This window comes from Acinetobacter sp. DMC2, assembly GCF_056314305.1.
The window spans coordinates 99512-123776 of the sequence record NZ_JBQUYP010000005.1; the positions used below are offsets into that span (position 1 = coordinate 99512).

Genomic DNA, 24265 nt, shown 5'->3' on the forward strand with positions numbered 1-24265 from the left:
AAATACCGGAATATAAATTCCGGTATTTTTTAGTTGTTGCCTTGTTGTTGTCGCTCTTGCATTTCCTGCTTTAAAGCACTTCGTGGTTGAGTAAACCAAAGAGCAATAAAAGCAAATGCAGATAATACAAAGGCCCATAAATGAAATTGTGTATAGAGGTAACGTACCAGTTCAATCATTGCAAAGAAGCTCATCATCAATAGCATCGAAACTGCCGCTGCAACAGTTCCTTTTGAAACTTCGGATGACATGAGTGCAAAGCGATATAAGACTGAAAAGCTAACTCCCTCACCAAAACAGATGAGCGTCATGCCTGTAAGTAGACAAGGAATTAAATAGGTTTGCCACACCACACCTAATATTAAAATGAGTGTCCCAATCAGCATAATCGGTAAGCCAATTAGAATAGTTTTACCTAAAGCGAGACGATCAATAATTTTAATTAAAACAATGTTACCTACAATGAGACCAACAAATACTGGGAATTGAGCCAAGCCATATTGCACACTTGTGAGCTTTAACTCATCTACCAAAATGATTGGAGATAAAGCGATCCAAAGCATTAAAGGCATGCCGACCAACGGTAGGGCCAGACTTAAGCCTAAAAAACGGCGGTTAGTAAACACCTTTTTAAAATCATCAAAAAGATAACTAAAAGGTTGTCGAGTTACACTGGCCTGCTGACTTGGCATCTGTTTTTTTAAACCGACCCAACTGAGTAATGCCAATACAGCAATGGCGACAAAACCCCAATGCCAGGACACATAATCAATTAAAAAGGCTCCAAGTACAGGCCCCAACAATGGTGCAAGCAACGAGATATTTGCCATGAGTGCCATAACTTTAATTGCATCACGCTCAGCAAAACTCTCTTGAATAGCGGCATAACCGACTGCGGAGATTACAGTTAAGCCAATTCCCTGCAAGAATCTTAATGCTAGAAACTGTTCTATTTGCCGCGTTAGTAAAATTAAGAAGCAGCATAGAGCAAAGAACAAAACCCCTGCTAGCAGTACTTTTTTACGTCCGAGACGATCTGATAATGGCCCAAGTAACCACGCAACCGTAGCACCACCTAATAAATAGAATGACATTGAAGATGGTGCCCAAGTTGCACTTACACCAAAATCTTGAGTAATTGCCAACATGGCTGGCTGAATCAAGTCATTACCAATATAAACCGCAAATTCAAATAGCACTAAAGCCAAAGGAAACATCAACGTTGTACGGTTCAACGTTGTCGTTTGAATATTTTTCATGATTTGTACACTTCAAAATAGCGGCCAAAATGTCTCAGTAACTACATATTGAAATAAATAATGTAGTCATGACGATGACAGTATGGTCAATCAATCTTTAGTTAAGTTTTTATATGCCGTGAGAGTGCATGTTTAGAATGTGAAACACCGTATTCACAAGGTGTCTAAAATGAGAAAAAATGTATGACGTGAGATTCGGTAATTTTTACCAATTGGCACAATTGCCGAGCGCAACAATAGCACTTTTTAAATTGATCAGCAATCATGCAATTTCAAGAAGCTTAAATTTCAGTTTTTTGCACTAAAAGACCCGCAAATTATTGTTGTGCACAAACTCAAAGTTATCCACATATTCGATAAAAAATTAAGCACTAAGGACAAGGATTAACTTGAAAGTCTGGGGCATCTTGCCCTTGTGTACATTGATAGCTTTGCTTTTTATTCACAATTTTCCAGACTTGCTGGTCTCGTTTTAATAAATATTCTGTACGGACTTTTGTTATCGCATCTTCGCTCGGATCTGTCTGTAAAATAGTGACTTGAGCATTAGAGGGATCATCGGCAGCATTCATTTGCTGTGAAATATCCAAATTGTTTGCATCATTTAAAAGATCAGGCTGATCAAGTAATACCGCTTGTATCGGGCTATCAGCAAGTTGAGCAGAAGAATTTTTTGCTGGGGCACAAGCCGTTAGTGTTACAAGGCTAAAAGCAATCAGCAAACTCATTTTTCTCATACGTGATCTCTTAGATTTACCCAAACTTAATGCTAAAGACTACAAATAATTTTTTCCGTTCTACTTTGTAAAGTGTGCATCTTTAATGTGGAAAATAAAATGATGCATCAAATCAATATTAGTGACTTTTAATCAATAATATTTTTCCTATTCATGCATTTTTCAACAAGAGTAAATTCCGTAAAGTACACATCAAATTTAGGAATTTAATTAGAGTGACTCTCATGAGTAAGATTTTAGTGATTAATGGTGCCAAACAATTTGCCCATTCAAATGGTGAATTAAATGACACATTAACCACACTCGCAACGACCCATCTCACGGAACTTGGCCATGAAGTTCAAATGACCCGTGCCGATAGCGATTATGATGCCGAAAATGAAGTTGAAAAATTCTTATGGGCAGATGTCGTTATTTACCAAATGCCAGGTTGGTGGATGGGTGCGCCTTGGACAGTTAAAAAATATATCGATGATGTATTTACTGTAGGTCATGGTTCACTTTACGCAAATGATGGTCGTAGTCGTTCTGATGCTTCAAAAAAATATGGTTCAGGTGGTTTAATTCATGACAAAAAATATATGCTGTCATTGACTTGGAATGCGCCAATGGAAGCATTTGATGATGCAGATCAGTTCTTCCACGGCGTAGGCGTAGATGGTGTTTATTTACCATTTCATAAAGCTAATCAGTTCTTAGGCATGAGCACATTACCGACTTTTATTGTAAACGACGTAATTAAAATGCCTAACGTTGATCGTTATGTTGAAGAATATAAAGCACACTTAAATAGTGTATTTGCAGCAGCTTAATAAGGAGAAATCCATGCTAACCATTATTGCAGAAATTCGCACCAAATCAGCTGGGCAGCATCGTCAAAACGTGTTGGATGCTTTTCAAAAAATTATTCCAACTGTTTTAGCCGAAGATGGTTGTCATGGTTATGAACCTTTAATTGATCATATATCGGATGCCAGCTTTCAAACTAAAGAGCCTGACACAATTGTGATGTTAGAAAAATGGGAAAGTGTTGCTCATCTTGAAGCACATTTGGCTACACCTCATATGCAAGCACATCACGCAGCAGTTAAAGATGATGTCATTGATGTCAAAATTAAAATTTTAGAAAGCGGCGTATAATTTAGCCCATAAAAAAAGACGATATATTTATTGTCTTTTTTTATATTTTAAGAACAAAGCTGTGTTTGGAACCCTCTAGAGCCTTTCCCTCTCGCACACTGATAACTTTTTTGCTTATTCTGCAATTGCCACTTTTCATCGACTAATTTAAATGCATATTCTGTTCGAATGGCAGAGACAGAGTCATCCATTAAACCGGTTTGTATAACAGTAATACGAGAAACAGTTGGAGATTCTACTCGATTAAAAACTTGCTGAACTGAGGTATTGTTATGCTCTTTTACAATCTCAGGTTGAGCTTTCAGTACTTGTTGCATTGGGGTTTCTGAGCCCACAAAAGGAATTAATTTACTGGTCGTCGCACACCCAGTGAAAAGTCCAGCACAGAGCGCCGAAATTAAAAATAAACGTTGCATTTTTATCACCAAAAACAAAAGGCATGGCTTTATGATGCTATGCCTTGCTCGGTTACTCTGTAGAAACTATGTAGTTCTAAGGATGGCTACTCTTTTACAGACCGAATAATTGTTCTTGCTCAATCAGCTTTAATGACAATCGTTTGATAAAATTAATTTCTACTACACATAACAAATAGGATCATTATGCAACTGACTTATGCGGGACAAGTTTTCTTAGTAGTCGTTGCAGTTTTGATGATTTGGTCATTTGTACTCACCAAGTTTTGGGTCAAGCGTTTAGCTAAAAATCGTAAAAGTAGTAAGTTTGAATTCGCTTATTTATTTGCCGTGGTTTTTAGTATTAGTGCTTTATTTTTCCCATTTACTTATTGGGTTTCTCAAGCAGTCTACGGCTTAGCAACTAAACCGACTTACGATGCAACTGTAGTGAGTTATACTTCTGAATGGGTAGATACGGAACGTACCGACTCAAATGGGCGTAAATATAAAACTAAAACACTCATGCATACTGCTCAGGTTCAATTTAAAGATAATCAAAACAGAACTCTAACTTTAGATAATTCAGTTCGCTCTGGTGATGTACCTATAGTTGGTGAACATATTACTGTTGTTTATGAATCTGGTGATCACACCGCACAAGAAAAGAGCTGGCGAACAATTCTATTGTTTGCAGCCGCCTTATTTATGCTGTTTATTTTAGGTTATGTGTTGCTCATGATTATTGCCTATAGTCTAAAGTGCGACATGGAAGCCTACAAAACATTTGCTAGCATGTTAATTTTTAAAGTCACACTTCCACTTGGAACAATGGCGATGTTTTCGATGTTGTCTTATTCTATTTTTGCCTATTTCTTTTTAGGTAATCCAAGGAATTTACCTCTGTGGGCTATTGCGCTTTGTAGCTTTTTTGCTCTTAGTCTTTTACCGTTGATTTATCATATTCTGACGGGTTGGAAAGCGTACAAGAAATAGAACTTTTAATAAAAAAGCGCATCTTACGATACGCTTTTAACAGAAATTCTTTTATTCGATCAAGTATTAAAGATCAAACAATTTACCTGGGTTCATCAAACCATTCGGATCAAATACTTTCTTCAAAGCTTTCATATATTCAATTTCTTCAGGCGAACGTGAATATTCCAAATACGGCTTTTTCGTCATACCTACGCCATGTTCGGCAGAGATTGAACCATCATATTTTTTCACGGTATCAAACACATATTTATTCACAACCTGACACTTCGCAAAAAACTCATCTTTGGTTAAGTTTTCAGGTTTCAAAATATTTAAGTGCAAGTTACCGTCACCGATATGACCGAACCAGCAAATTTCAAAATCAGGATAGTTCTCTTGAACAATTGCATCAATCTCACGAATAAACGCAGGCACGTGAGTAATTAATACTGAAATATCATTTTTGTATGGAATAAACGGCGCGATTGATTCAGAGATATCTTCACGTAAACGCCATAAACTTTCTACTTGGTCAAGGCTCTGGCTCATCACACCATCAAGTACCCAACCCTGCTCCATACAATGCTCGAAGATTTCCATTGCTTTATCGAGAATCGGCTCATATGGTGCTTCAAACTCAAGCAATACGTAGAACGGACATTCAGTTTCAAATGGGCGTTGTACATGCCCATGATCTAAAACTTTTTGCATTGCAAGTTCACCAAAGAACTCAAATGCAGTTAAATCGATATCTTTTTGGAACGCATGTAATACAGGCATTACTGCGTCAAAATCAGGAACACCTAAAACTAAAACTTGTAAGTTTTGTGGTTGGCGCTCTAGTTTAATTTCTGCTTCAGTCACTAAACCTAATGTACCCTCACCACCAATAAACAAATGCTGCAATGCATAACCAGTTGCATTTTTAACCATGCCTTTGTTTAAACGTAAAATATCACCCTTACCAGTAACAACAGTTAAACCAAGCACCCAATTACGTGTCATGCCGTATTTAATAACTTTAATACCACCGGCATTGGTACCGATATTACCGCCAATCTGGCTAGAACCCGCTGATGCGAAGTCAACCGGATAATACATCCCTTGCTCTTCAGCATAGTTTTGCAATTGTTCAGTTACAACACCAGCTTGCACTCGTACCATACGATCTGCTGGGAAGAACTCAAGAATCTGGTTCATTTTGTCCATGCTAATGACAATTTCACCATTAGTTGCTACGGCACCCGCAGAGAGGCCAGTACGACCGCCTGATGGTGTAATCGCAATATTAAACTGGTTCGCAAGCTTTACAACTGCCTGAACTTGTTCAGTGGTCGATGGAAAAACGATGACCGATGGGTTCGGATTAAAATGCTTGGTATGATCTTTACCCCAGTTTTCGAGACTATCAGCATCGGTTTTAATACGGTTTTCACCGACGATTGCTGTTAATTGGGTGAGTAACTCAGGTGTTAAAGCGACTGGAGCATTCATCGTTTGCAGACCTAGCAAGAAGTAAACTATGGTGGGACTATGACTTCATATTTTCAGGGTTCTCACCTGAGCAAAGCCATAATGTTCAAGGAACTCCTATATTCTACATGCAACAGCTCAAGCGATAAAGTTCAGAATAGAGATACTGTCACTACAAAACATGTTTAACGTAAATAAATGCTTTTCTATGGGACTTTCAGAGAAAAATCTCATACCAAGTATATTTAAAATGCGCGACAAGCCATAAATAGAAGTGATTAGACATAGATAAAATTGCCATAAGACGATGGCGCAAACGAAATATCTATAGTACCGACCATTATGTTATGATAGCGCCACCAAATTTGGCCTTTGTAGCGGAGCCGTAATGAGCCAACATCTTTCACTACCTAAAGATAAAATCCGTTTCCTTTTGTTAGAAGGCGTTCACCAAAACGCAGTCGATACTCTAAACGCTGCGGGTTACACCAATATTGACTATCGCAAAACTGCTCTTGAAGGCGAAGCACTAAAAGAAGCTGTTAAAGATGCTCACTTTATTGGTATTCGTTCGCGTACCCAATTGACTGAAGAAGTTTTCGAAGCTGCAAATAAATTGATCGCAGTGGGCTGTTTCTGTATCGGAACAAACCAAGTTGATCTTAAAGCAGCTATGGCACGTGGTATTCCTGTATTTAACGCACCGTATTCAAATACGCGTTCGGTTGCAGAGCTTGTACTTGCTGAAACAATTCTTCTTCTTCGCCGTGTTCCTGAAAAATCGGCGGCTTGTCATCGTGGTGGTTGGGACAAGTCTGCTGTCGGTTCTTTCGAAACTCGTGGCAAAACTTTAGGTATTGTAGGTTACGGTTCCATCGGTTCTCAGCTTTCTGTTCTTGCTGAAAGCTTAGGTATGCATGTGATTTATTACGATGCAGTAACTAAATTACCAATGGGTAATGCTCGCCAAGTTGGTTCGTTAGACGAACTTTTAGCGACTGCTGATGTAGTTACATTACATGTGCCTGATGTTCCATCTACACGCAACTTCTTCACTAAAGCACAGTTTGCAAAAATGAAAGAAGGCGCAATCTTCCTAAATGCTGCACGTGGTACATGTGTAGTGATTGAAGATTTAGCAGATGCAATCAAATCTGGTCATATTGCTGGTGCAGCGGTTGACGTATTCCCTAAAGAACCAAAAGCAAATGGTGAAGAGTTTGTTTCTCCACTTCGTGGCTTAGACAATGTGATTTTGACTCCTCACGTTGGTGGTTCAACCATGGAAGCGCAAGCAAACATCGGTTTAGAAGTTGCAGAGAAATTTGTTGCTTACTCTGACAAGGGTATGACGCTTTCTGCGGTAAACTTCCCAGAAATCGCGTTACCATTAACTGCTGGCCAACACCGTTTATTGCACATCCACAAAAACGTACCGGGCGTATTGTCTAAAATCAACAACTTGTTTGCTGAGCAAGGCATCAACATTTCTGGTCAATCACTCATGACTAAAGGTGACATCGGTTACCTCGTAATGGACGTTGACGCTTCTGCTTCTCACGAAGCTTTAGATATGTTGCATGAAGTTGAAGGTACAATTCGCGTGCGCGTATTGTTCTAATACGAACTGTAAATTTAAAAGCCACAGCATTGTCTGTGGCTTTTTTATGGACATTTACATTATCATGTGAAAAGTATACCAATCGATCAAATAATAAAATGTCCAGTTCGAACCAGAAATCTCAGCTACATGCGTTGGGTTTTCTTATTCTTGCCATGTTAAGCGTTCAAAGCAGCGCATCTTTAGCTAAATTTCTGTTCCAGAGCTTTCCTACCCTTACCGTTTCAGCAATGCGCTTATGCTTAGGTGCAATTATTCTTGCTTTTATTTTTAGAATTTGGCGAATTAACTTTAGTCGGGTCCGCTGGAAAGCTATTTTAGCGTATGGCTTTGCTCTTGCAGGAATGAACGCGCTTTTTTATCTGTCAATTGAACGGTTACCCATTGGTATTGCAGTTGCTTTTGAATTTATTGGTCCCTTAAGTGTGGCCTTATATCATGCACGCCAAAAATATGATTTTGTTTGGGTCAGTTTAGCGATTGTTGGCCTCATTTTACTATTCCCTTTCAATCAGGCTCATAGTCTGGATTGGATCGGAGTATTATTTGCAGTTAGTGCGGGCGCATGTTGGGCACTTTATATTATTGCTGGACAGAAACCGTCAGGTATATCAGGCAATCACACTGTGTGTTTAGGAATGAGTGTGGGCGCATGCATCTTATTACCCATTACTTTTTTCTCAGGCTCAATAGGGCAAGTTATAGAGCTCCCCTATCTTGTTTATTTTATTGGTTTGGCAATTTTAGCCAGCGCATTACCGTTTTCTTTAGAAATGCTAGCTCTACGTAATTTAACGCCCTTAAGTTTCGGAACATTGATGAGCCTAGAGCCCGCAGTTGCTGCACTTTCTGGTTTTATCTTTTTAGGTGAGTATTTGTTATGGAATCAATGGTTGGCACTTGCAACAATTATTGCAGCTTCGGTCGGTTGTACCATAACTACCCAAAAAGCACGTCAGGAACGTGAAAAAACTGTAAGTTAAATCGACTAAAACCACGAGTTTAAACATGGCATTCGCTATAATTAACCCTCGTTAGTTTTAAATAATATTAGATGAGTCCCTAGAGTATTTCCATGCAGAATCTTCCCATTATTGCTGTGCTATATATGATTCTGTCGATGGTCTCATATCAAATCAGCGCTTCATTTGCTAAGCAACTCATCGCGATATTAGACCCTCTCACCGTTACAGTTTTAAGGCTGAGCTTTGCAACGGTCATTGTCGCTATAATGTTCCGCTCATGGAAAATCTGGTCACGCTTACCCTATTTAAAATGGCGTGATTTATTGATGTACTGCGCGTCTTTGGGCCTCATGAATATTTTATTCTATACGTCGCTTGGAAAATTACCTCAAGGAATTGCTGTGGGCCTAGAGTTCATTGGTCCATTAGGTCTAGCTCTACTTTCTATTAAACAAAAGAGTGACTACATTTGGGTGGCATTCGCGATGTTAGGTATTGCACTGATGGTGCCTTGGCAAGACCCAACGCAACACCACTTTTCCTACGTCGGTGCTGCCTGCGCGCTAGGTGCTGGATTTTGCTGGGCCTTCTATATTTATTTTGGTCAGAAAGTTGTGACCCAAAATATAGGGATGCATGCTTTAACCATTGGAATTGGATTATCTGCCCTAACCTTACTACCGATTAGCATCTGGCATAATGCTCCTGCATTACTTGAGACGCAGTACTGGGGTAAAGCATTACTTATTGCAGTTTTAGCGACGGCTATTCCATATGCACTCGACTTAATGGCACTCAAACAACTTACTAAATTAACTTATGGCACCCTAACGAGTTTAGCACCAGCATTGGCAGCATTAACGGGTTTCTTATTACTTCACGAAGAAATCAGCATGCTGCAATGGGTGGCTTTAGGTTGTGTAATGTTGGCATCAATTGGCGTTACTTTAAGAAGTACTAAAAAAGTAGCCTAGTTAAATACTATTGCTGCTTTTTATACTTTTTATATTCCTTTAAATATTTATTACCGAGTGTTTCTTTTTCACTATCTTTGAGAATTTTTCCCGCCTGTTGAAAAAATTTATGCTCTTCTTCTTTTAAATGATGATGAACTTTTTCACTCAACTGTTTGGCAGTTGCTAACCAACTTGGGCTACTCATATCGGTTTTTTCGAGCTGCTCGACCAACTCATCCATTTCATGATGTTCGGATAAAGCATGTCTCGTAATATCTAAACCGACATCATCAAACATTAAAGGAATATATAAATAACGGTCTTCAGCAACTGAATGGGCATAAAGTTCATTTTTTAATGCATCAAATAATTCTTTTCGTTCTTCGGTTAAACCATGTGTCTGGATTAATTGCACAGAAAGGTTGCGTTGATTTTCATGGCTTTCTCTTAATGCTTCGAAAATATTCATTCTCTTCCTCATTTTTAGCTAAAAAATCTTTTTTATTTCAAGGTTTATCATACGTTGAAATTTATAATGTTTAAGTAGCTTAAAATGAGACTATTTTTTACACAGTTTTCTTTCTAGTAAGTTTCTGTAATGATTTTTATATTTTAAATTATGAAGGATACATAAAAAGTATGAACTGCTCTTTAAGATCAGTTCATACTTTTTTATCTTATTTAACCTGTAACAAACATTTGATAGCCCAAACGGCAAATTAGAATACTGACTAAAATTAAAAAGATAATACGGACAAAACCACTACCATATTTAAGCGCGGTACGCACCCCAACAATAGAGCCAAGCACGTTAGCTACCGCCATCATCAAACCAATATGCAAAATAGCGTGACCTGTTGGAATGAAGAAACTCAGTGCAGCCAAGTTCGTCATAAAATTACCAATTTTTGACAAAGCTGAGGCATGTAAAAAATCAACTTGTAGAAAACGGATAAAGAAAAAGATAAAGAAGCTACCAGTACCCGGACCAAAAATACCGTCATAAAAACCAATCGCCAAACTACCGATAGCAGCCAAAATTAACATTTTGTTGGTAATTTTTTGCTCTGTATGGACTTGACCAAAGTTCTTTTTAATTAAGGTATAGATGGCTATTACAATCAACATTACAAACACAAAAGGACGTAATACCGATTGGGGAATTAACGATAAACAAGCCGCACCGGCAAAAGAACTAATCAGTGCACAAATAGCAATAACGGCTAAAAGCTTCCATTGCAACTTTACTCTTTTTGCAAAAGTATAAGCAGCAGATGCAGTACCAAAGATTGAAGATAATTTATTTGTACCAATAACCGTTGCAGTCTGCATGTTCGGAAAAGTACTCATGATACCGGGAATCTGGATGAGTCCACCGCCGCCTACAGCAGCATCAATTGCTCCCGCAGTAAACGCAAAAAAGATCAAACTAAGGATAACATCCCATTCCATACCCATGCTCTATACTCTACATCTACTACAAATTTAAGATACGCTTAGGTACCAACCGTTTTTTATCAGTAATCTCAGCTAAGCCTAAACAGCGCTCACCCGAAAACACCAAAACTTCTGCTTCTGCAGAATGTTCAATATTGCTTTCTAAACCGTTGCAAAAATATTTTTCACGTCCTTCTGGAACTTGAATTTTTAGGAAATGGTCAACTGGAGCATAAACTGGAAGTAGCAAAGCTTCTCTTTGCTCTTCTGTTAAGCTTTCCAGATATTCAATGGTATAACTCGGAATAAGCTCAAAATGTCCTGTTTGAGTCCGGTTTAGCATCGTTAAATGCCCACCACAGCCAAGAGCCTCACCAATATCTTCACCGAGTACACGGATGTATGTCCCTTTAGAGCAGGTTACATCCAGAGTGATCGTATTTTCGGTAAATTCAATGAGCTCTAAAGCATAAATTGTGACTGGACGTGCTTCACGCTCAATTTCAATACCTTTTCGGGCAAGCTCATATAATGGTCTGCCTTCTTTTTTCAAAGCCGAGTACATCGGCGGAACTTGTTGAATATCACCTCTAAATTTCTCTAAAGTTTGTTCAATAAGCTCTGGGTTAAGAACAGGAACGGAGCGTTCTTGTAGAATCTCCCCTTCCACATCACCTGTCGTTGTGGTTTGCCCCAATCGAACAGTGGTTTGGTAGCGCTTTGTTGAGTCCAGCAAATAATGTGAGAACTTGGTAGCCTCTCCCAAACAAATCGGGAGCAAACCTGTCGCCAATGGGTCTAAAGCTCCTGTATGACCTGCTTTTTGGGCGCGATATAACCAACGCACTTTTTGCAAAGCCGCATTTGAGCTGAGCCCTAATGGTTTATTTAATAGAAATACACCACTGATATGGCGACGAGAAATTTTTTGATTTTTTGTCGTCATTTTTACTGGAACACAAAGCTAGAAAAAAGTGCCGACATGTTAGCAAATTCGACAAGATATTTTCACAATATTTAGGTGCCTTTTCACTTATTTTATGGCACATTAATGATCGAGTAAAAAAACAACAAATTAAAACTTAAGGAAGATATCTTTATGCACGGAATGCAGAAGAAGGTATTGTGGTGCGTGCTCGGATTTTTTATTTTGAGCCTTATTGCATGTGTCTATTGGTTAAGTCCTGACTCAAAAAACACATCAGCTCAAGTCAGTGAAAATACAGCTCAAAACTTAGCATCAGCCCCATCCACAGATCATTCATCGTTAAATGAAGATGCTTATCATAGTAAAAGTCAGCAAGACACTGAAGTTAACTGCCAGTTAAAAATTGATAGTTCCCAGCATTTAGTCGTTAACAGTCAAACACGCGACTGCTTTGAATATTTTATCACTCAATATGGCGAAAACGATTTAGAACAGATCAAAAATCACTTTGGGAAATTTATTCAAGGACAATATTTAGAACCAGCACGCTCACAGATTATGGATTTATGGGCCCGCTATTTAAAATATCGTGAACAACTTGCTCAAATCCAAACGCCTTCAGCAAAACAACAAGATAAAAATTATTTTCAAAAGATCTTTGATTCAATTCAAGATATAAGAAAACGTTTCTTTTCGACTTCTGAAATTGAAGGTCTTTTCTCGAGCGAAGATGTCTATCAGAACTATACGCTAGATCGAATGCAGATACTTGAAGACTCTTCTCTAAGCGAAATTGAAAAAGCACGAAAACTTAAAGAACGTTTTGAGGAACTTCCAGAAGACTGGCAGCAAAACCTGCAAGAACTTTCTAAACTTGATGATTTACATACCCTGACCAAACAAATTAAAGCTCGTAAGGGTTCAGCAGAAGAACTTCGACAGATGCGTACAGCACTTGTTGGAGTCGAGGCGACTCAACGATTAGAAACTTTAGATACAGAGCGGAATGCTTGGCAACAAAAGGTCACAAGTTATCTCGATGGTCGAGATGAAATTATTAAAAGTAACATGAGTGATAGCGCCAAAAATCAAGCTATTCAAGAGTTACGTCAACAACAATTCAATTCATCACAAGAACAACTAAGACTTCGAACTTTTGAAACGGTCCATGATCAGGGAGGTGAGCTGCCATTTAATTACTAAGCCTTTCCTTTTTTGGAAACTGGCTAAACATTCACTAGCAGTAAGAAGCTGCTTTTCATACAAAATAAAAATAGTGAGTAAAAAATGAAAAGGAAGTTAATGTTTTTCTGCGCTGCAATGCTCTCAGGACTGAGTATTTCGGCGGCCCATGCAACAAATGCTGAACAAGTTAAAAGCTCGTTCGTTTATTCATCTTACGCACAAACAAAATATCCAATGGTTTTTAATCATGGTATGGCGGGTTTTAATAGAATCGGAACAGATACGCTTGGTCTCGATTACTGGTACCAAATTCTGCCTGATCTTGCCCGCAATGGAGGAAATGTCTGGGCTACAAGGGTCTCGCCATTTAACTCAACAGAAGTGCGTGGAGAACAACTTGCCCAGCAAGTAGAAGAGATTATTGCTATTACCGGCAAGCCTAAAGTCAACTTAATCGGTCATAGCCATGGGGGTCCAACAATTCGCTATGTGGCCGGTATCATGCCAGAAAAAGTTGCCTCACTTACCACGATTGGTGCGCCTCATAAGGGATCACCAATGGCAGATGTCATCCTGAACGTTGAGGGTACTCCTCTTTCTGGACTGGCAACGTTAGTAAACTGGTTTTCAGCAGCAATTACTTGGGCAGGAGGTCTAGATCCGACTAGCTATCCGCATGACTCTTTAGCAGGTGCGCATAGTTTATCAACTCAAGGTTCAGCTCAGTTTAATGCTCAATTCCCTATGGGTGTACCAATCACTTCTTGTGGTGAGGGAGCATATCAAGAGAAAGGCATTTATATGTATTCTTTCTCTGGAAATAAAGCCTTAACCAATCCATTAGATCCATTTGATATTGCACTTACAGGCAGTAGCTTAGTGGTCGATCCATTTGGTGATAATGATGGACTAGTTTCCCGATGCAGTGCCAAATTTGGTAAAACAATTCGTGATGATTACAACTGGAATCATTTAGATGAAGTGAATCAAGTGCTGGGGATACGTTCTATTTTTGCTTCAGATCCGGTCTCGGTTTACCGTCAACATGCAAACCGTTTGAAACTTCAAGGACTGTAATTTTTTAAAACAAAAAATGCGCCAAAAGGCGCATTTTTTTTACTCGCTATAAGCTTACGCTTTACGAGCTGGTAATTTTTCACGAATACGTGCAGCTTTACCAGACAAGTCACGGAGGTAGTAAAGTTTAGCACGACGAACGTCACCACGACGTTTCACTTCGATTTTAGCAACAACTGGTGAGTGAGTTTGGAATACACGCTCAACACCAACACCGCTAGAAATTTTACGTACTGTGAACGCAGAGTTCAAACCACGGTTTTTCTTAGCAATTACAACACCTTCAAATGCCTGAAGACGTTCACGCTCACCTTCTTTTACTTTAACTTGGACAATAACAGTGTCACCAGGAGCAAAAGCAGGGATATCAGATTTTAACTGTGCATTTTCAACAGCTTGAACTAAAGGATGTTTACCACTCATTGTGGGAATCTCCAATATGTGCGGAGTCAGAAGAGGTCTGAAATTCCGCTGGGGATAGAGGCTAAAGCGCATATCAACCCGTTTATCTTTCCCTTTACGACAAAATGTCTATAAAGAGCCTTAGAATATACACAAAACTATTCATTAAATAGAATCATGCTTTAACTCGAAGCATTGCTTCTCGTATTTTTGCAGAACTTCCGTTCCTGAGAATAGTGGTTAAAAATTACCATTGCTCTCTTGCGCATCTTTTAGCCATTTTTTCTGCTGCTTATTCAACTCTACTTTCTCGGTCAACTCTGGTCGACGTTCTAAAGTTCGTTGATAACGCTGCAAAAAGCGCCATTTTTCGATATTGCCGTGATGTCCAGATTTTAAAACTTCTGGTACATCCAACCCTTCAAAATGGTCTGGCTTTGTATATTGTGGACAATCTAAAAGACCATCAACAAAAGAATCTTGTACTGCTGACTGTTCATCTGACATTACATTCGGCAAACGGCGAATAATACTGTCAAGTAACACCATAGCGGGCAGTTCACCACCTGATAAAACGTAATCACCAATTGACCATTCCTGATCAACATAATGCTGGATCAAACGCTCATCCACTCCCTCATAACGTCCACACAGTACAATTAAGCCGTCGTAATCAACAAACTGCTGTACTGCTTGTTCATTTAAAGTTTTGCCTTGTGGAGACATGTACACCACAGGAACATGAACATGTCCTGCTTGTGAGGCAAGCTGTTTGGCATGCGCAATTGCTTTCGCCAAAGGCTCAGCCATCATTACCATCCCAGGGCCACCACCAAATGGACGTTCATCCACTCTTCTGTAGTTTCCCTCAGCAAAATCACGAGGGTTAATACAAGTAACTTGTACGATATCTCGTTTTGCCGCACGTCCGCTGATGCCGTAGGCTGTAATCGCTTCAAACATTTCAGGAAAAAGCGTAATGACTGCAAAAAACATCACAGACTCCTCTATTTTCCTGCTGTATTAATCCTAAAAGGATTAATAATCTACGCCCCAATTGACGTAAATACGACCAGCTTCAAGATCAACACGTTGTACTACATCTTTATGCCAAGGAATCATGCGTTCTTCTGAATCAACGCTGTCTGGGGTAGCATGTACCACCATCACATCATTGGCTCCAGTTTCAAACAATTCATGAATTTTACCTAAGTTTACTTCCTGCTCTTCATCATCAAGGCCAAACACTGTTAAGCCTTTTAAATCTGACCAGTAGTACTCATCTACATCTGCTTTTGGCAGTTGAGACTTAGCAATCCAGATATTAGCGCCAACCAAGTTTTCTGCTCCAGTGCGATCACTCACACCTTTCAAAGCAACAACTAGACCTTTGCCATGTGGTTTCCAACGTTTTACATCTATTGTTTGCCAACCTGCCTTGGTCTCAATGTACCAAGGCAGGTAGTCAAACATGTTGCTCATAGGTTCTGTATTTGAATACACCCAGAGCCACCCATTCAATCCATAAGCTGAACGTAACTGTCCAATCTGAATACGATCTTCGGGAACATTCTGTGTTGATGTCATGGGCTACCTACTACAAAAAAATTATGCAGTAGCTTTTTTAGCTTGAGCAGCTAAAGAAGCAACACGTTCAGAAGGTTGAGCACCTTGAGAAACCCAGTGAGCAAAACGGTCTGCGTCTAAACGAAGTTTTTCTGCTTGACCTTGTGCAGTCGGGTTAAAGAAACCGATACGCTCGATGAAACGACCATCACGTGCATTGCGGCTGTCAGTCACAACGATTTGATAGAATGGACGTTTTTTTGCGCCGCCACGTGCTAAACGAATAACAACCATGATAAAAGCCTTATAATTCTTACGGATTATCCCTGCGCCGACCATCGGCAACACTTCAAACCCCTTTCATAGAGGGCGACATTCTACGTGATTTTCGCCCTGAAAGAAAGATTATTTTTTGAGTTATCCGCAGTTTTGAATTTAAAATTACTGTAGCCAATTTGATGCGGCAGATAATGAACAATCAGTTGCACCTTTTGCCCAAAATTTTTGTCCTTGATCATTAAGACAAATGATCCCATCATCAGCTTGAGAAGTAGTGGCAATAGGGGTAGCAGTTAACACCCAGCTTGAATCAGTTATGCTGACAAAAGCTAAGTTATATAAGGCTTGGCCTTGTTGAGGACTTACATTAGAGCCATAAATCGAATTAATAGTCGCATTTGATGGGTAACGATTGTGAACCATTTTTTCTGATTCTAATTTTTGGGCAATATTCATCATTTCAGATTGAACAGCTGTACGATGCCCTTTACGTAAATATTGCAAATATGGAGGTGTCGCTATAGCTGCTAAAATTGCAATTATCGCTACCACAATCATGATTTCTATTAAAGTAAAACCATTCTTCATTGCCAATTCTCACTATTTGTTTCACATACATTGCAAGTGACTGTCCCACCACAGTCATTATCAACAGCCGCAGCTGTTAAACTTTGGCAACGCAAACCTGAATTCTTAGCAATAAAGTTAATATTTCTTGGATCTGTAGTTGTCGCTTTAATGACCCATGTTTGCCCATTCGCCGCACCATTCGTCAATAAATTTCCTGTCGTCGTATCATCACTAATTTCAATCGTATAACCGCCCCGTGGCAACGTTACAGATGTGGTGGTAAATCCTCTATAGGTAAAGTTCTTGGATTTATGCCGTTCCAATTGTTCTGCCAATTTTAGAATTTCACCTTTAGCAGCAGAAGCCGTCGCTCTACGGCTATAACTTTGATATGAAGGGATAGCAATCGAAGCAAAAATAGCGACAATCACGATGACAACCATGAGCTCAATCAAGGTAACACCCTGATTAAACCGCAGAATATAATATTTATTCATCAGTCATCCCTTAACGATAACGCTCATACCAACGCGTAGGAACTAAATGACTCGTACATTGCCACTGTCCAGTCCCTTGCTCATTACCAGACAGCTTTAATTTCCCACAACTATTAGTCGCAGGTGGGTTATCCTCCGTTGGCACAAATGTTACGCCACGAATACCGGAGCCAATAACATTTTCATTACATTCAGAAACTCCTACTGGACAGGTATTCCCCGTTTGTGTTTCAAACCCACTGTGATTCTCTTTATTTTGATCGATTGACCCATCAGAATTAAGGCAGGCGCCAAATGGTAAACAGAACGTCTGCTGGTCAGTTTCACCTACTACACGTGGTAAACATGGGTCTGCCGCTACAATGCCTGTTCCCTGCGGGTCATAAACAGGCACAATTAAAGTCCCCGTAACGGCCATAGGTTCTTCAAAAGCTTTTAGCCCTCCTTTAATACGGAAACTATTATTAGCTTTCTCTGTGCCATCGCTCATACTAGAAAGTGAGCGATACCAACCACTTTGCCCCACCCCAGTGTTTGGAAAGAAAATCTGTGCTACTCGTGTTTCCCCAGACCGTAAAATTTGTGGATTTTTTCGAAGCGTCGATCGAGTAATATCTTTTGTTTCAAGTTGGTTATCAGTTAAAGACATCAGATTCTTTTTGATAAAGTCTTTATCGATAATCCCATAGACATTGTTTACAGGTCTTCCGCTTAATGCGGTGCTCGGTGACATTCCCTCACGGCCTGTAAGGGGGTAAACATCTAACGGTGTACTGCGGTCCCCTGAAGCAATGCCTACAGTAATAAAAGTGTGGATACCATAATCGTGAATTGTCACTGTTGGCGGTTCATAAAAACGCGGCGCATTCCCAGCGGTATAATCATTCGAAGCATCATAAGTTGAGTCATTTGTTGCCAAATTGGCTAATCGAACAACTCGAATACCGAAACTGCTATAAGTTGAATTTGTTTTTGTCTGGTTATTATTAAGATCGATACGGAAAATTTGCCCGCCTAAATCACCAAAATATAAATGGTCGACTAAACCATCAGCATCTCGATCTAAGGTACTAATGCGACTAACAATACTGTGCTTCATATTAGAGTTATCTATATTAGAGCCTGTGTCACTCGTCCACCATAAGCGCTCCCCAGTTTTAGCATCAATAATATAAACAGCATTCCCTTTTGCTTTTCCATTCGTAAAGCAAGAATTGCTCAAGGTAATATTCGGGTTTTCATAACATTGGTCGTAGCCACCACCAACAATCATAACGCGTTTAATAACTCCGTTATAACGTATATTTGCAAGTACAGGTTTAGACCAACTCTGCCCCATGCGACTATAATCAGTTTGATCTGCTCCTACTCTAAACAGGAGCTGAGGTGAGACAGGATTTAAGACATTTAAGCCATAATAGCTGCTGCCCCCCATTCGCATGCCACCATAAATATTCATTTGCTTTGCAGTTACTTTTGATACTGCTGAGCTACCGCTTCCCGTTGTAGTAATACTATATGCAGGGTCAGATACCCAAGCCCCATCCATACCGTGAGCAGGAGCTGAGGCATCACTTTGGCCAACCACTAAAGCTTTTGATGCAATTGGATCATTTAATATATCAGCCGGAACGAAAGCCATTTGTTCTACACCAGTTGAGGCATCCACAATATGTAAACCACCTTCCATCGTTCCATAGAGAATGGATTGTTCACGCGCAGATGTTAAATTCCCATTTTCATCTAATGTTCCATTATAGGTAAGCTGTACCGGTAAAGAATGAATACTACCGCCCATCGATAAATAGGGTTCATTCGATGTAACTAATGACGAAGGTAAAGTCGTAGCGCTAATATCAGTTGAGTAACCTAGATAATTTAATATTTTTAATTTCAAGCCAATCGGGAAAGCTTTTAAAATATCTTGTCCAGTTGATGCATTAAATTTTCCTAAAACATAACTTGCTGTATTAGCCACACTATCAAAAGGATTAGTTCCTTCTGGGGGAGCAGCTGGAATTTTTAGCAAATTAGTTCCAGAAGTCGATATTTTCGTTAAGCTACCATCCGATGCGACGGCGGAAACATCGGTAAATAAATTGCGGATTTTAGTTTGTACTGCGTAATAATATTTTGTGATATTTCCTTCTTCATCACGTGTTTCATTTTGTCCAGCAATTGGTAAAGGAACTTTTGCATATGAACCGCCAAAAAAGACTTTACCTCCATCATTATAAGTAGAGCTATTCCAATAATCTTTTGTTCCAGTTCTAAAAGCCCCACTTGCGTTGTAAACCAGCCCACCAGCATTAGCTTCAAAAGCGCCCGCATTTGTTCCCGATAAAACAACATGGTATTTTTTTAGGTTGCCTCGCCAAGTTAAATAAGCATTTGCTGGATTTGGCTCAAAAGCACGTAAGTAACCATATTCCTGTAAATTTTTAGGATTTAGTGCATCATAAGGAACAGAGATAGCTCCTGTGGTTAAGGGTTCTAAAGGAACTTTTCCGATGTTAGTAATAAATGCGATAACGCTGTCTGTTACACCTTGCGCACTTTGGGTAGGGAAAAAACCTCCATTTCCATAACCAGGTGCAGTGACCGCATTTGTGGTCTGATTCGGCGAACAATTATCATCACTTCTACGGTCAGATTGGGTTCTCGAACTCAAACGACAGGCATTTTTTACATCAGAAGAACTTAAACTAGAAAAGTCACTACCAAAACCCACAAATGCTGTTTGAATAGAAACTCCAGCTGGGTTTTTTGTTTTATCAAATAGTCGTTTTGCAAACTCCCCCATACAGGCCCAACCAGAGTCTGCTGTCGTGTTAGATAAACCTCCAGAACAATTAAAATCAGTTCCAAAAGTACTGCCTAAGGCCGTCGACATTACAGTTGCAGAACGCGTATTTGTTGTATTGTTCGGCTCACCATCTGATAAAAAGTAAATACCTTGCCCATCACAACTCTGGCGATTGGCCACCGCAGGCAAAGGAGATTGGTAAATAGCATTTAAGTTAGAGGCATTTCTATCTACAACAATATTCGGATTGCTGGCTGTATCGTTTGATTTTGATTTTGGGATACCGCTGTCTGCATTTGCTATCGCATAATTAAAAGTGGTGTAGTAATAAGTATAAGAATAGGTCCAGTCCGATGAAGTATCATAGGCTGTTGCTGTATCTACACCTGGATTAGAGGTTGACCAACTACTCCAATAATTTGTAGAGCGACAAGGCTGCCATAGATTTGCTGTATCAATTTGTGAGTCACGATAACTAGTGCAATATGAGTATTCCGTTCTATTATCAGATTTTCGCACACGCTTTATATAACTATCTTTTCGGATAGCATAATTCGCCTCTGAATAGGTTGTTGTACCCATCAAATAAGCAGCAGCTTCTGCATAAGCATGTGCCGAAGGTGTTGACCCGCCAGCAGTTAAATTTGCAACGGCCTGTTTTAATTTATAACGCTGAGAACCCACTGTATTTAAAGTACTTGCATCTCCTAAAGGAGCAGCAGCCACTAAAACTTGCCCACTTCGGCTATCACCATTTGCAGAGAAATTTCCCAAGCCCACACGAGTATCATTTAAAATAGGGTTATTGCTGGCTAAAAAAGCATTCATACCATTTTTAAGCATGGCCAACCGGTTTTCACCATAACTATTGTTGGTCATACTTCCTGATGTATCTAACATCATCACAATGGTTTTTTTACCCGCTGTAGGTGAAGCATAAATTTGTAAATCACTCGCCTGCACGACAGAGCTTGCCACCAACCATGTAAAAGTGACCGAGCTTGAACAGATGGCATACCATAAATTATTTGGCTTAAAATTCTTCAATTTTAGTTTCACGATATTCCCCGTTATGAACCTGGTGCCGTAATTTGAGTTAATTTATTGGTATAGTTAAATTCTTGAACTTGGGTGCTAAAAGGCACGTTATGATTTGCCAAACATTCCGCCAATGTTTGTTTAGTCGCTAAGGCGGTATCAAAATTGTCGCTAATTTTTGCCGAACTCGTGCTTAAGCAGTCAGCTTGTAAAGTTTCAATAGAACTAGAGGTGTATGCTGGCAAAAAAGCTGTTGTAATCACTCGAATACGTTGAGTAGACAGCATACTTTTAGGTAGTTGAGTACCTTCGGAAGTATTTGTTCCTCGAGGTAAATTTGAACCAGGAATATCGTTTGTAGCGTCTGTTGGAATACTTACAGCAACTTGCGTAACGACCGCTTGACGATTACTTCCATAGTCACTTGTTAAATCACAGAAACCTGCGACTCCGCCATCTTCGACTACCGCATTATTGGCACTTCCTGCACGAAGTAAACTTGCACCTCTGGTCTGAGCAAAATTTGTTGCTGTAGAAACAGGCTTATAACAAAAGTTGTATTCTGCACCAGGGTTACTTTCGTGTTCTTTGAGCGCCGCCCCAATCACATTAGTAATATTAGTTAGGGTAGTAGGATTCATCTGTACAATGAGCTCTAAAGGCGTGTCAGATGACTGAAAATTTAATTGGCTAACTTGGCTATTGGTAGCAACTTTTAAAGATACAATAGCCACTCTTATTGCTAAAACACCTACAGAAATAACAACTAATAAAGTAATAAGTACAACAATAAGAGTTGCCCCTTTTTCCTTAGATCTACTTTTCTGAATTAAATGGGTCATAGACTTTCCCCCATCGCATTGCGTAGAGCAATTGTTACGTTATAAGTGCGACGTAAGAATCGAGTTGTATTATCAGAAGCATGTACAGTTTGATCTAACATAAAAAAAGACTGGGCAGGATCTATTGCTCTGTTTTGGGCATTATTCGTGGAACGGGCTAGTACAGATATTTGTATTGAAAGAATTCGCGGTGCCATTACAGATGGTGTGGCATCTCTGGCAGCCTGTGCAGCAGCTCGATACTGGGGAATCGTATAGTAAGCAAAATTGCCAGCCGCATTTTTTGCACCGAATAACACATGAAAATGGTCAATACGCGGCAATACGATTTGGCCGGCGTCACCCAAGCCAGTAATAGTGGTAGGTTGAGCTGCGGCGGCTACAGCAGAGGGAGTATTTGCATCACATGCAAGTGCATAATCTTGCTGGGAGGTACCATTACTATCAAGACGTAAGAAATAACGCTCTACAATTAAATCTCCTGCAAGGACATTCACACCTTCACAATTAGTCATATTCGTAGGCGCAATAAATTGGATAGTCAGTTGATCACTTTGCACAGCAGCATTTGAACTATTCTGTATATTTGAAAGACCTTTCCAGTGATTACTCACAGTACTTACCGTATCGCTTGCACCACGACTTAGTAATGTGTCAGCAATATAAGTATTTGTTCCAACATTAGGGACAAAATTAACAGTGTTATTATTAGTTGCTGTTGAGCCAGTTAGCACAACCCCGCCCCAAGGCGTCGTATCGGTTAATATTGGGTTGGTTACATTTCCATAATTTAGAAGGCGTATATCACGGGCAATATATTCCAAACCAAAAATACCACTATCTTGTATTTCAGCATTTGCTTTTTGTAGGTGACTTGATAAAAGTCCACCAATAAATAATTGAGTTGCTGCAGCTACTAAAATTAGGCCTAAAGCCAATGCAACCATAAGCTCAATTAATGTAAAGCCTCGTTGTTTCCAGGATACAAATGAGTGAGCCATTAATATGCCTCCATCATCAAACAATTTGAATTATTGGCATAAACACCATCTGTACTCATACAGCTCGACACATCCGCGGTAGTGACTCCCCCATTTGTTGTAATTACTGGAGAGGTTTTTCCCCAAAAAACGAACAGACATTGCCTCTGCTGGGTCATTGTGCTTGTAACCCCAGGGCAATTTGTCATTGTGATTTTCATGCCAAGTTGATCAGCATTTCTCGCTGCTTGATACGCATCAAATTGAGCAAGTTGAGAAGGCGTACAAGCGGCATTGAAACACAACGAAGGGGCTGCAGTAGTAGATGAATAATTGCTATAACTACGAACAAATGCAGGATATTGACTAGCTTGAGAACTATTTACGCGAATATTTTCTGCTAATCCTCTCATAATCATAATGGCTTGAGATTTACTTAATGCTTCTGAAGAAGCATCCATAGCCCGAATTTGCAAAGCGACATATCCTAAAATTCCTATCGCAAGTAAAATTAAGGCGACCAATACTTCTAATAAACCAACCCCAGCTTGAGTTTTTTGCTTAGAGCCCCGCATTAACATGTCTCCTCAGCTTTAAAAATTAATGTGCCAAGCTTCGTTAAAATAATAATTTTCTTTTTATTTATTTTTGAATTACAAATAGATAAAAGCGCATCTTGAGTAATATTAGTTACTACTCCATTTGCATTAAAAGTTAAAGTCGTCGCTGTTGATGAGCTCTGTGTACCATTAGCAGCGATACTTTTAAGCTCAAGAGTGCTATTGGAAGCAGCTTTCCAATTAAAAGAAGTCGGTGTATTTGAGGCTGTTGAATTCAGATTAATGGATACATCTTGTCGACCAAGTATTGCTTGGCTCTTTGATTCTGACAAAGTATTGATTAGGTCTCTTTGATTTTCATCTAGTCGTTTACTTTCTAATAAATTCGACATAGACGGTGCAGCCATCATCGCGATGATGGCCATTACTATAATCGTCACCATAAGCTCAACCAAGGTGAACCCGTCTTGCGGAATAATTCCCCTCATCCCCAGAACCCCAAATAAACTTAAGAATTTTTTATTTATTATTTAAATTTTACGGTTTAGATTTACAAAACAAATACAAAGCAGAT

26 protein-coding genes are annotated in these 24265 nt (G+C 39.4%); 8 read left to right on the plus strand and 18 right to left on the minus strand.

The window, feature by feature from the left end; translation table 11 throughout:
* Nucleotides 1–29: 29 nt before the first annotated feature.
* Together craA and ACT53H_RS11800 are read right to left on the minus strand one after the other, a co-directional pair.
* Nucleotides 30–1259, minus strand: a complete 1230-nt coding sequence (gene craA / locus ACT53H_RS11795; RefSeq protein WP_174739772.1) for a chloramphenicol efflux MFS transporter CraA — start codon at nucleotides 1257–1259, stop codon at nucleotides 30–32.
* Nucleotides 1260–1630: 371 nt separating this feature from the next.
* On the minus strand, nucleotides 1631–1996 hold the full coding sequence (locus ACT53H_RS11800) for a hypothetical protein (RefSeq protein WP_111855048.1): 366 nt from the start codon (nucleotides 1994–1996) through the stop codon (nucleotides 1631–1633).
* Between the two features lie 224 nt (nucleotides 1997–2220).
* On the opposite strand from ACT53H_RS11800, the gene ACT53H_RS11805 reads away from it, so the two are divergent.
* A complete protein-coding gene (locus tag ACT53H_RS11805) occupies nucleotides 2221–2808 on the plus strand; it encodes an NAD(P)H-dependent oxidoreductase (RefSeq protein ID WP_238612190.1) in 588 nt (195 codons plus the stop codon).
* Nucleotides 2809–2821: 13 nt separating this feature from the next.
* Nucleotides 2822–3136, plus strand: coding sequence for a putative quinol monooxygenase (locus ACT53H_RS11810; RefSeq protein WP_443270293.1), 315 nt, complete (start codon nucleotides 2822–2824; stop codon nucleotides 3134–3136).
* A gap of 47 nt (nucleotides 3137–3183) precedes the next feature.
* Here ACT53H_RS11810 and ACT53H_RS11815 read toward each other — a convergent pair whose 3' ends face one another.
* On the minus strand, nucleotides 3184–3552 hold the full coding sequence (locus ACT53H_RS11815; RefSeq protein ID WP_199989436.1) for a hypothetical protein: 369 nt from the start codon (nucleotides 3550–3552) through the stop codon (nucleotides 3184–3186).
* Nucleotides 3553–3738: 186 nt separating this feature from the next.
* Here ACT53H_RS11815 and ACT53H_RS11820 point away from each other — a divergent pair, with 186 nt between their 5' ends.
* Nucleotides 3739–4527: a xanthine permease gene (locus ACT53H_RS11820; RefSeq protein WP_238612193.1), complete on the plus strand. Its 789-nt coding sequence runs from the start codon at nucleotides 3739–3741 to the stop codon at nucleotides 4525–4527.
* Between the two features lie 66 nt (nucleotides 4528–4593).
* On the opposite strand, the gene ACT53H_RS11825 is transcribed toward ACT53H_RS11820, so the two are convergent.
* Nucleotides 4594–6003 carry an FAD-binding oxidoreductase gene (locus tag ACT53H_RS11825; RefSeq protein ID WP_004789757.1) on the minus strand — a complete coding sequence of 470 codons (1410 nt, stop codon included), beginning with the start codon at nucleotides 6001–6003 and terminating at the stop codon, nucleotides 4594–4596.
* Nucleotides 6004–6370: 367 nt separating this feature from the next.
* On the opposite strand from ACT53H_RS11825, the gene serA reads away from it, so the two are divergent.
* The 3 genes from serA to ACT53H_RS11840 all read left to right on the plus strand — a co-directional run bounded on the left by serA (nucleotide 6371) and on the right by ACT53H_RS11840 (nucleotide 9542).
* On the plus strand, nucleotides 6371–7603 hold the full coding sequence (gene serA / locus ACT53H_RS11830; protein WP_004789759.1) for a phosphoglycerate dehydrogenase: 1233 nt from the start codon (nucleotides 6371–6373) through the stop codon (nucleotides 7601–7603).
* Nucleotides 7604–7701: 98 nt separating this feature from the next.
* Complete coding sequence (locus ACT53H_RS11835; protein WP_476009272.1) at nucleotides 7702–8586, plus strand: EamA family transporter; 885 nt, start codon at nucleotides 7702–7704, stop codon at nucleotides 8584–8586.
* A gap of 92 nt (nucleotides 8587–8678) precedes the next feature.
* Entirely contained in the window at nucleotides 8679–9542 is an 864-nt protein-coding gene (locus ACT53H_RS11840; RefSeq protein WP_151963874.1) for an EamA family transporter, read from the plus strand.
* Nucleotides 9543–9549: 7 nt separating this feature from the next.
* Here ACT53H_RS11840 and ACT53H_RS11845 read toward each other — a convergent pair whose 3' ends face one another.
* The 3 genes from ACT53H_RS11845 to truB all read right to left on the minus strand — a co-directional run bounded on the left by ACT53H_RS11845 (nucleotide 9550) and on the right by truB (nucleotide 11907).
* Complete coding sequence (locus ACT53H_RS11845; RefSeq protein ID WP_476009273.1) at nucleotides 9550–9993, minus strand: hemerythrin domain-containing protein; 444 nt, start codon at nucleotides 9991–9993, stop codon at nucleotides 9550–9552.
* 212 nt (nucleotides 9994–10205) lie between these two features.
* The gene (locus ACT53H_RS11850; RefSeq protein ID WP_004789764.1) at nucleotides 10206–10982 is read right to left on the minus strand and encodes a sulfite exporter TauE/SafE family protein; all 777 of its coding nucleotides are present in this window, start codon (nucleotides 10980–10982) and stop codon (nucleotides 10206–10208) included.
* A gap of 19 nt (nucleotides 10983–11001) precedes the next feature.
* Nucleotides 11002–11907 carry a tRNA pseudouridine(55) synthase TruB gene (gene truB, locus ACT53H_RS11855; protein WP_476009274.1) on the minus strand — a complete coding sequence of 302 codons (906 nt, stop codon included), beginning with the start codon at nucleotides 11905–11907 and terminating at the stop codon, nucleotides 11002–11004.
* A 153-nt stretch (nucleotides 11908–12060) separates the two neighbouring features.
* Between truB and ACT53H_RS11860 the strand changes: the two genes are divergently transcribed.
* Nucleotides 12061–13092 carry a lipase secretion chaperone gene (locus tag ACT53H_RS11860; protein ID WP_476009275.1) on the plus strand — a complete coding sequence of 344 codons (1032 nt, stop codon included), beginning with the start codon at nucleotides 12061–12063 and terminating at the stop codon, nucleotides 13090–13092.
* A gap of 117 nt (nucleotides 13093–13209) precedes the next feature.
* Nucleotides 13210–14151, plus strand: a complete 942-nt coding sequence (locus ACT53H_RS11865) for a lipase family alpha/beta hydrolase (protein WP_174729129.1) — start codon at nucleotides 13210–13212, stop codon at nucleotides 14149–14151.
* 54 nt (nucleotides 14152–14205) lie between these two features.
* On the opposite strand, the gene rplS is transcribed toward ACT53H_RS11865, so the two are convergent.
* From rplS to ACT53H_RS11920, 11 genes are all read right to left on the minus strand, one after another.
* A complete protein-coding gene (rplS, locus tag ACT53H_RS11870) occupies nucleotides 14206–14574 on the minus strand; it encodes a 50S ribosomal protein L19 (protein ID WP_004789772.1) in 369 nt (122 codons plus the stop codon).
* A 219-nt stretch (nucleotides 14575–14793) separates the two neighbouring features.
* Nucleotides 14794–15549, minus strand: a complete 756-nt coding sequence (gene trmD, locus ACT53H_RS11875) for a tRNA (guanosine(37)-N1)-methyltransferase TrmD (RefSeq protein ID WP_312823118.1) — start codon at nucleotides 15547–15549, stop codon at nucleotides 14794–14796.
* 42 nt (nucleotides 15550–15591) lie between these two features.
* Nucleotides 15592–16140, minus strand: a complete 549-nt coding sequence (gene rimM / locus ACT53H_RS11880; RefSeq protein ID WP_004789777.1) for a ribosome maturation factor RimM — start codon at nucleotides 16138–16140, stop codon at nucleotides 15592–15594.
* Nucleotides 16141–16161: 21 nt separating this feature from the next.
* Nucleotides 16162–16413: a 30S ribosomal protein S16 gene (rpsP, locus tag ACT53H_RS11885; protein ID WP_000260334.1), complete on the minus strand. Its 252-nt coding sequence runs from the start codon at nucleotides 16411–16413 to the stop codon at nucleotides 16162–16164.
* Between the two features lie 147 nt (nucleotides 16414–16560).
* Nucleotides 16561–16986 carry a type IV pilin protein gene (locus tag ACT53H_RS11890; protein ID WP_476009276.1) on the minus strand — a complete coding sequence of 142 codons (426 nt, stop codon included), beginning with the start codon at nucleotides 16984–16986 and terminating at the stop codon, nucleotides 16561–16563.
* Nucleotides 16983–17465 carry a type IV pilin protein gene (locus ACT53H_RS11895; protein ID WP_476009277.1) on the minus strand — a complete coding sequence of 161 codons (483 nt, stop codon included), beginning with the start codon at nucleotides 17463–17465 and terminating at the stop codon, nucleotides 16983–16985. The genes ACT53H_RS11890 and ACT53H_RS11895 overlap by 4 nt, the downstream gene beginning before the upstream one ends.
* 10 nt (nucleotides 17466–17475) lie before the next feature.
* Complete coding sequence (locus tag ACT53H_RS11900) at nucleotides 17476–21330, minus strand: PilC/PilY family type IV pilus protein (protein WP_476009278.1); 3855 nt, start codon at nucleotides 21328–21330, stop codon at nucleotides 17476–17478.
* 11 nt (nucleotides 21331–21341) lie between these two features.
* A complete protein-coding gene (locus ACT53H_RS11905; RefSeq protein ID WP_476009279.1) occupies nucleotides 21342–22151 on the minus strand; it encodes a pilus assembly PilX family protein in 810 nt (269 codons plus the stop codon).
* Nucleotides 22148–23152 (minus strand): PilW family protein, encoded by a 1005-nt coding sequence (locus tag ACT53H_RS11910; protein ID WP_476009280.1) that lies wholly within the window; start codon nucleotides 23150–23152, stop codon nucleotides 22148–22150. Before ACT53H_RS11910 ends, ACT53H_RS11905 begins: the two co-directional genes overlap by 4 nt.
* Nucleotides 23152–23712, minus strand: a complete 561-nt coding sequence (gene pilV / locus ACT53H_RS11915) for a type IV pilus modification protein PilV (RefSeq protein WP_081399447.1) — start codon at nucleotides 23710–23712, stop codon at nucleotides 23152–23154. Before pilV ends, ACT53H_RS11910 begins: the two co-directional genes overlap by 1 nt.
* A complete protein-coding gene (locus ACT53H_RS11920) occupies nucleotides 23706–24179 on the minus strand; it encodes a pilus assembly FimT family protein (RefSeq protein ID WP_174729123.1) in 474 nt (157 codons plus the stop codon). The genes pilV and ACT53H_RS11920 overlap by 7 nt, the downstream gene beginning before the upstream one ends.
* Nucleotides 24180–24265: the final 86 nt, after the last annotated feature.

What these genes read in the sequence shown, in the direction of transcription:
- rimM (WP_004789777.1), bottom strand. Translation starts at nt 16,140, where the DNA reads ATGACATCAACACAGAATGTTCCCGAAGATCGTATTCAGATTGGACAG.
- ACT53H_RS11845 (WP_476009273.1), bottom strand. Translation starts at nt 9,993, where the DNA reads ATGAATATTTTCGAAGCATTAAGAGAAAGCCATGAAAATCAACGCAAC.
- ACT53H_RS11895 (WP_476009277.1), bottom strand. Translation starts at nt 17,465, where the DNA reads ATGAATAAATATTATATTCTGCGGTTTAATCAGGGTGTTACCTTGATT.
- trmD (WP_312823118.1), bottom strand. Translation starts at nt 15,549, where the DNA reads ATGTTTTTTGCAGTCATTACGCTTTTTCCTGAAATGTTTGAAGCGATT.
- craA (WP_174739772.1), bottom strand. Translation starts at nt 1,259, where the DNA reads ATGAAAAATATTCAAACGACAACGTTGAACCGTACAACGTTGATGTTT.
- ACT53H_RS11800 (WP_111855048.1), bottom strand. Translation starts at nt 1,996, where the DNA reads ATGAGAAAAATGAGTTTGCTGATTGCTTTTAGCCTTGTAACACTAACG.
- ACT53H_RS11865 (WP_174729129.1), top strand. Translation starts at nt 13,210, where the DNA reads ATGCTCTCAGGACTGAGTATTTCGGCGGCCCATGCAACAAATGCTGAA.
- ACT53H_RS11820 (WP_238612193.1), top strand. Translation starts at nt 3,739, where the DNA reads ATGCAACTGACTTATGCGGGACAAGTTTTCTTAGTAGTCGTTGCAGTT.
- ACT53H_RS11850 (WP_004789764.1), bottom strand. Translation starts at nt 10,982, where the DNA reads ATGGGTATGGAATGGGATGTTATCCTTAGTTTGATCTTTTTTGCGTTT.
- ACT53H_RS11920 (WP_174729123.1), bottom strand. Translation starts at nt 24,179, where the DNA reads ATGAGGGGAATTATTCCGCAAGACGGGTTCACCTTGGTTGAGCTTATG.
- ACT53H_RS11905 (WP_476009279.1), bottom strand. Translation starts at nt 22,151, where the DNA reads ATGACCCATTTAATTCAGAAAAGTAGATCTAAGGAAAAAGGGGCAACT.
- truB (WP_476009274.1), bottom strand. Translation starts at nt 11,907, where the DNA reads ATGACGACAAAAAATCAAAAAATTTCTCGTCGCCATATCAGTGGTGTA.
- ACT53H_RS11840 (WP_151963874.1), top strand. Translation starts at nt 8,679, where the DNA reads ATGCAGAATCTTCCCATTATTGCTGTGCTATATATGATTCTGTCGATG.
- pilV (WP_081399447.1), bottom strand. Translation starts at nt 23,712, where the DNA reads ATGTTAATGCGGGGCTCTAAGCAAAAAACTCAAGCTGGGGTTGGTTTA.
- ACT53H_RS11810 (WP_443270293.1), top strand. Translation starts at nt 2,822, where the DNA reads ATGCTAACCATTATTGCAGAAATTCGCACCAAATCAGCTGGGCAGCAT.
- ACT53H_RS11825 (WP_004789757.1), bottom strand. Translation starts at nt 6,003, where the DNA reads ATGAATGCTCCAGTCGCTTTAACACCTGAGTTACTCACCCAATTAACA.
- ACT53H_RS11910 (WP_476009280.1), bottom strand. Translation starts at nt 23,152, where the DNA reads ATGGCTCACTCATTTGTATCCTGGAAACAACGAGGCTTTACATTAATT.
- ACT53H_RS11835 (WP_476009272.1), top strand. Translation starts at nt 7,702, where the DNA reads ATGTCCAGTTCGAACCAGAAATCTCAGCTACATGCGTTGGGTTTTCTT.
- rpsP (WP_000260334.1), bottom strand. Translation starts at nt 16,413, where the DNA reads ATGGTTGTTATTCGTTTAGCACGTGGCGGCGCAAAAAAACGTCCATTC.
- ACT53H_RS11805 (WP_238612190.1), top strand. Translation starts at nt 2,221, where the DNA reads ATGAGTAAGATTTTAGTGATTAATGGTGCCAAACAATTTGCCCATTCA.
- rplS (WP_004789772.1), bottom strand. Translation starts at nt 14,574, where the DNA reads ATGAGTGGTAAACATCCTTTAGTTCAAGCTGTTGAAAATGCACAGTTA.
- ACT53H_RS11815 (WP_199989436.1), bottom strand. Translation starts at nt 3,552, where the DNA reads ATGCAACGTTTATTTTTAATTTCGGCGCTCTGTGCTGGACTTTTCACT.
- ACT53H_RS11890 (WP_476009276.1), bottom strand. Translation starts at nt 16,986, where the DNA reads ATGAAGAATGGTTTTACTTTAATAGAAATCATGATTGTGGTAGCGATA.
- serA (WP_004789759.1), top strand. Translation starts at nt 6,371, where the DNA reads ATGAGCCAACATCTTTCACTACCTAAAGATAAAATCCGTTTCCTTTTG.
- ACT53H_RS11860 (WP_476009275.1), top strand. Translation starts at nt 12,061, where the DNA reads ATGCACGGAATGCAGAAGAAGGTATTGTGGTGCGTGCTCGGATTTTTT.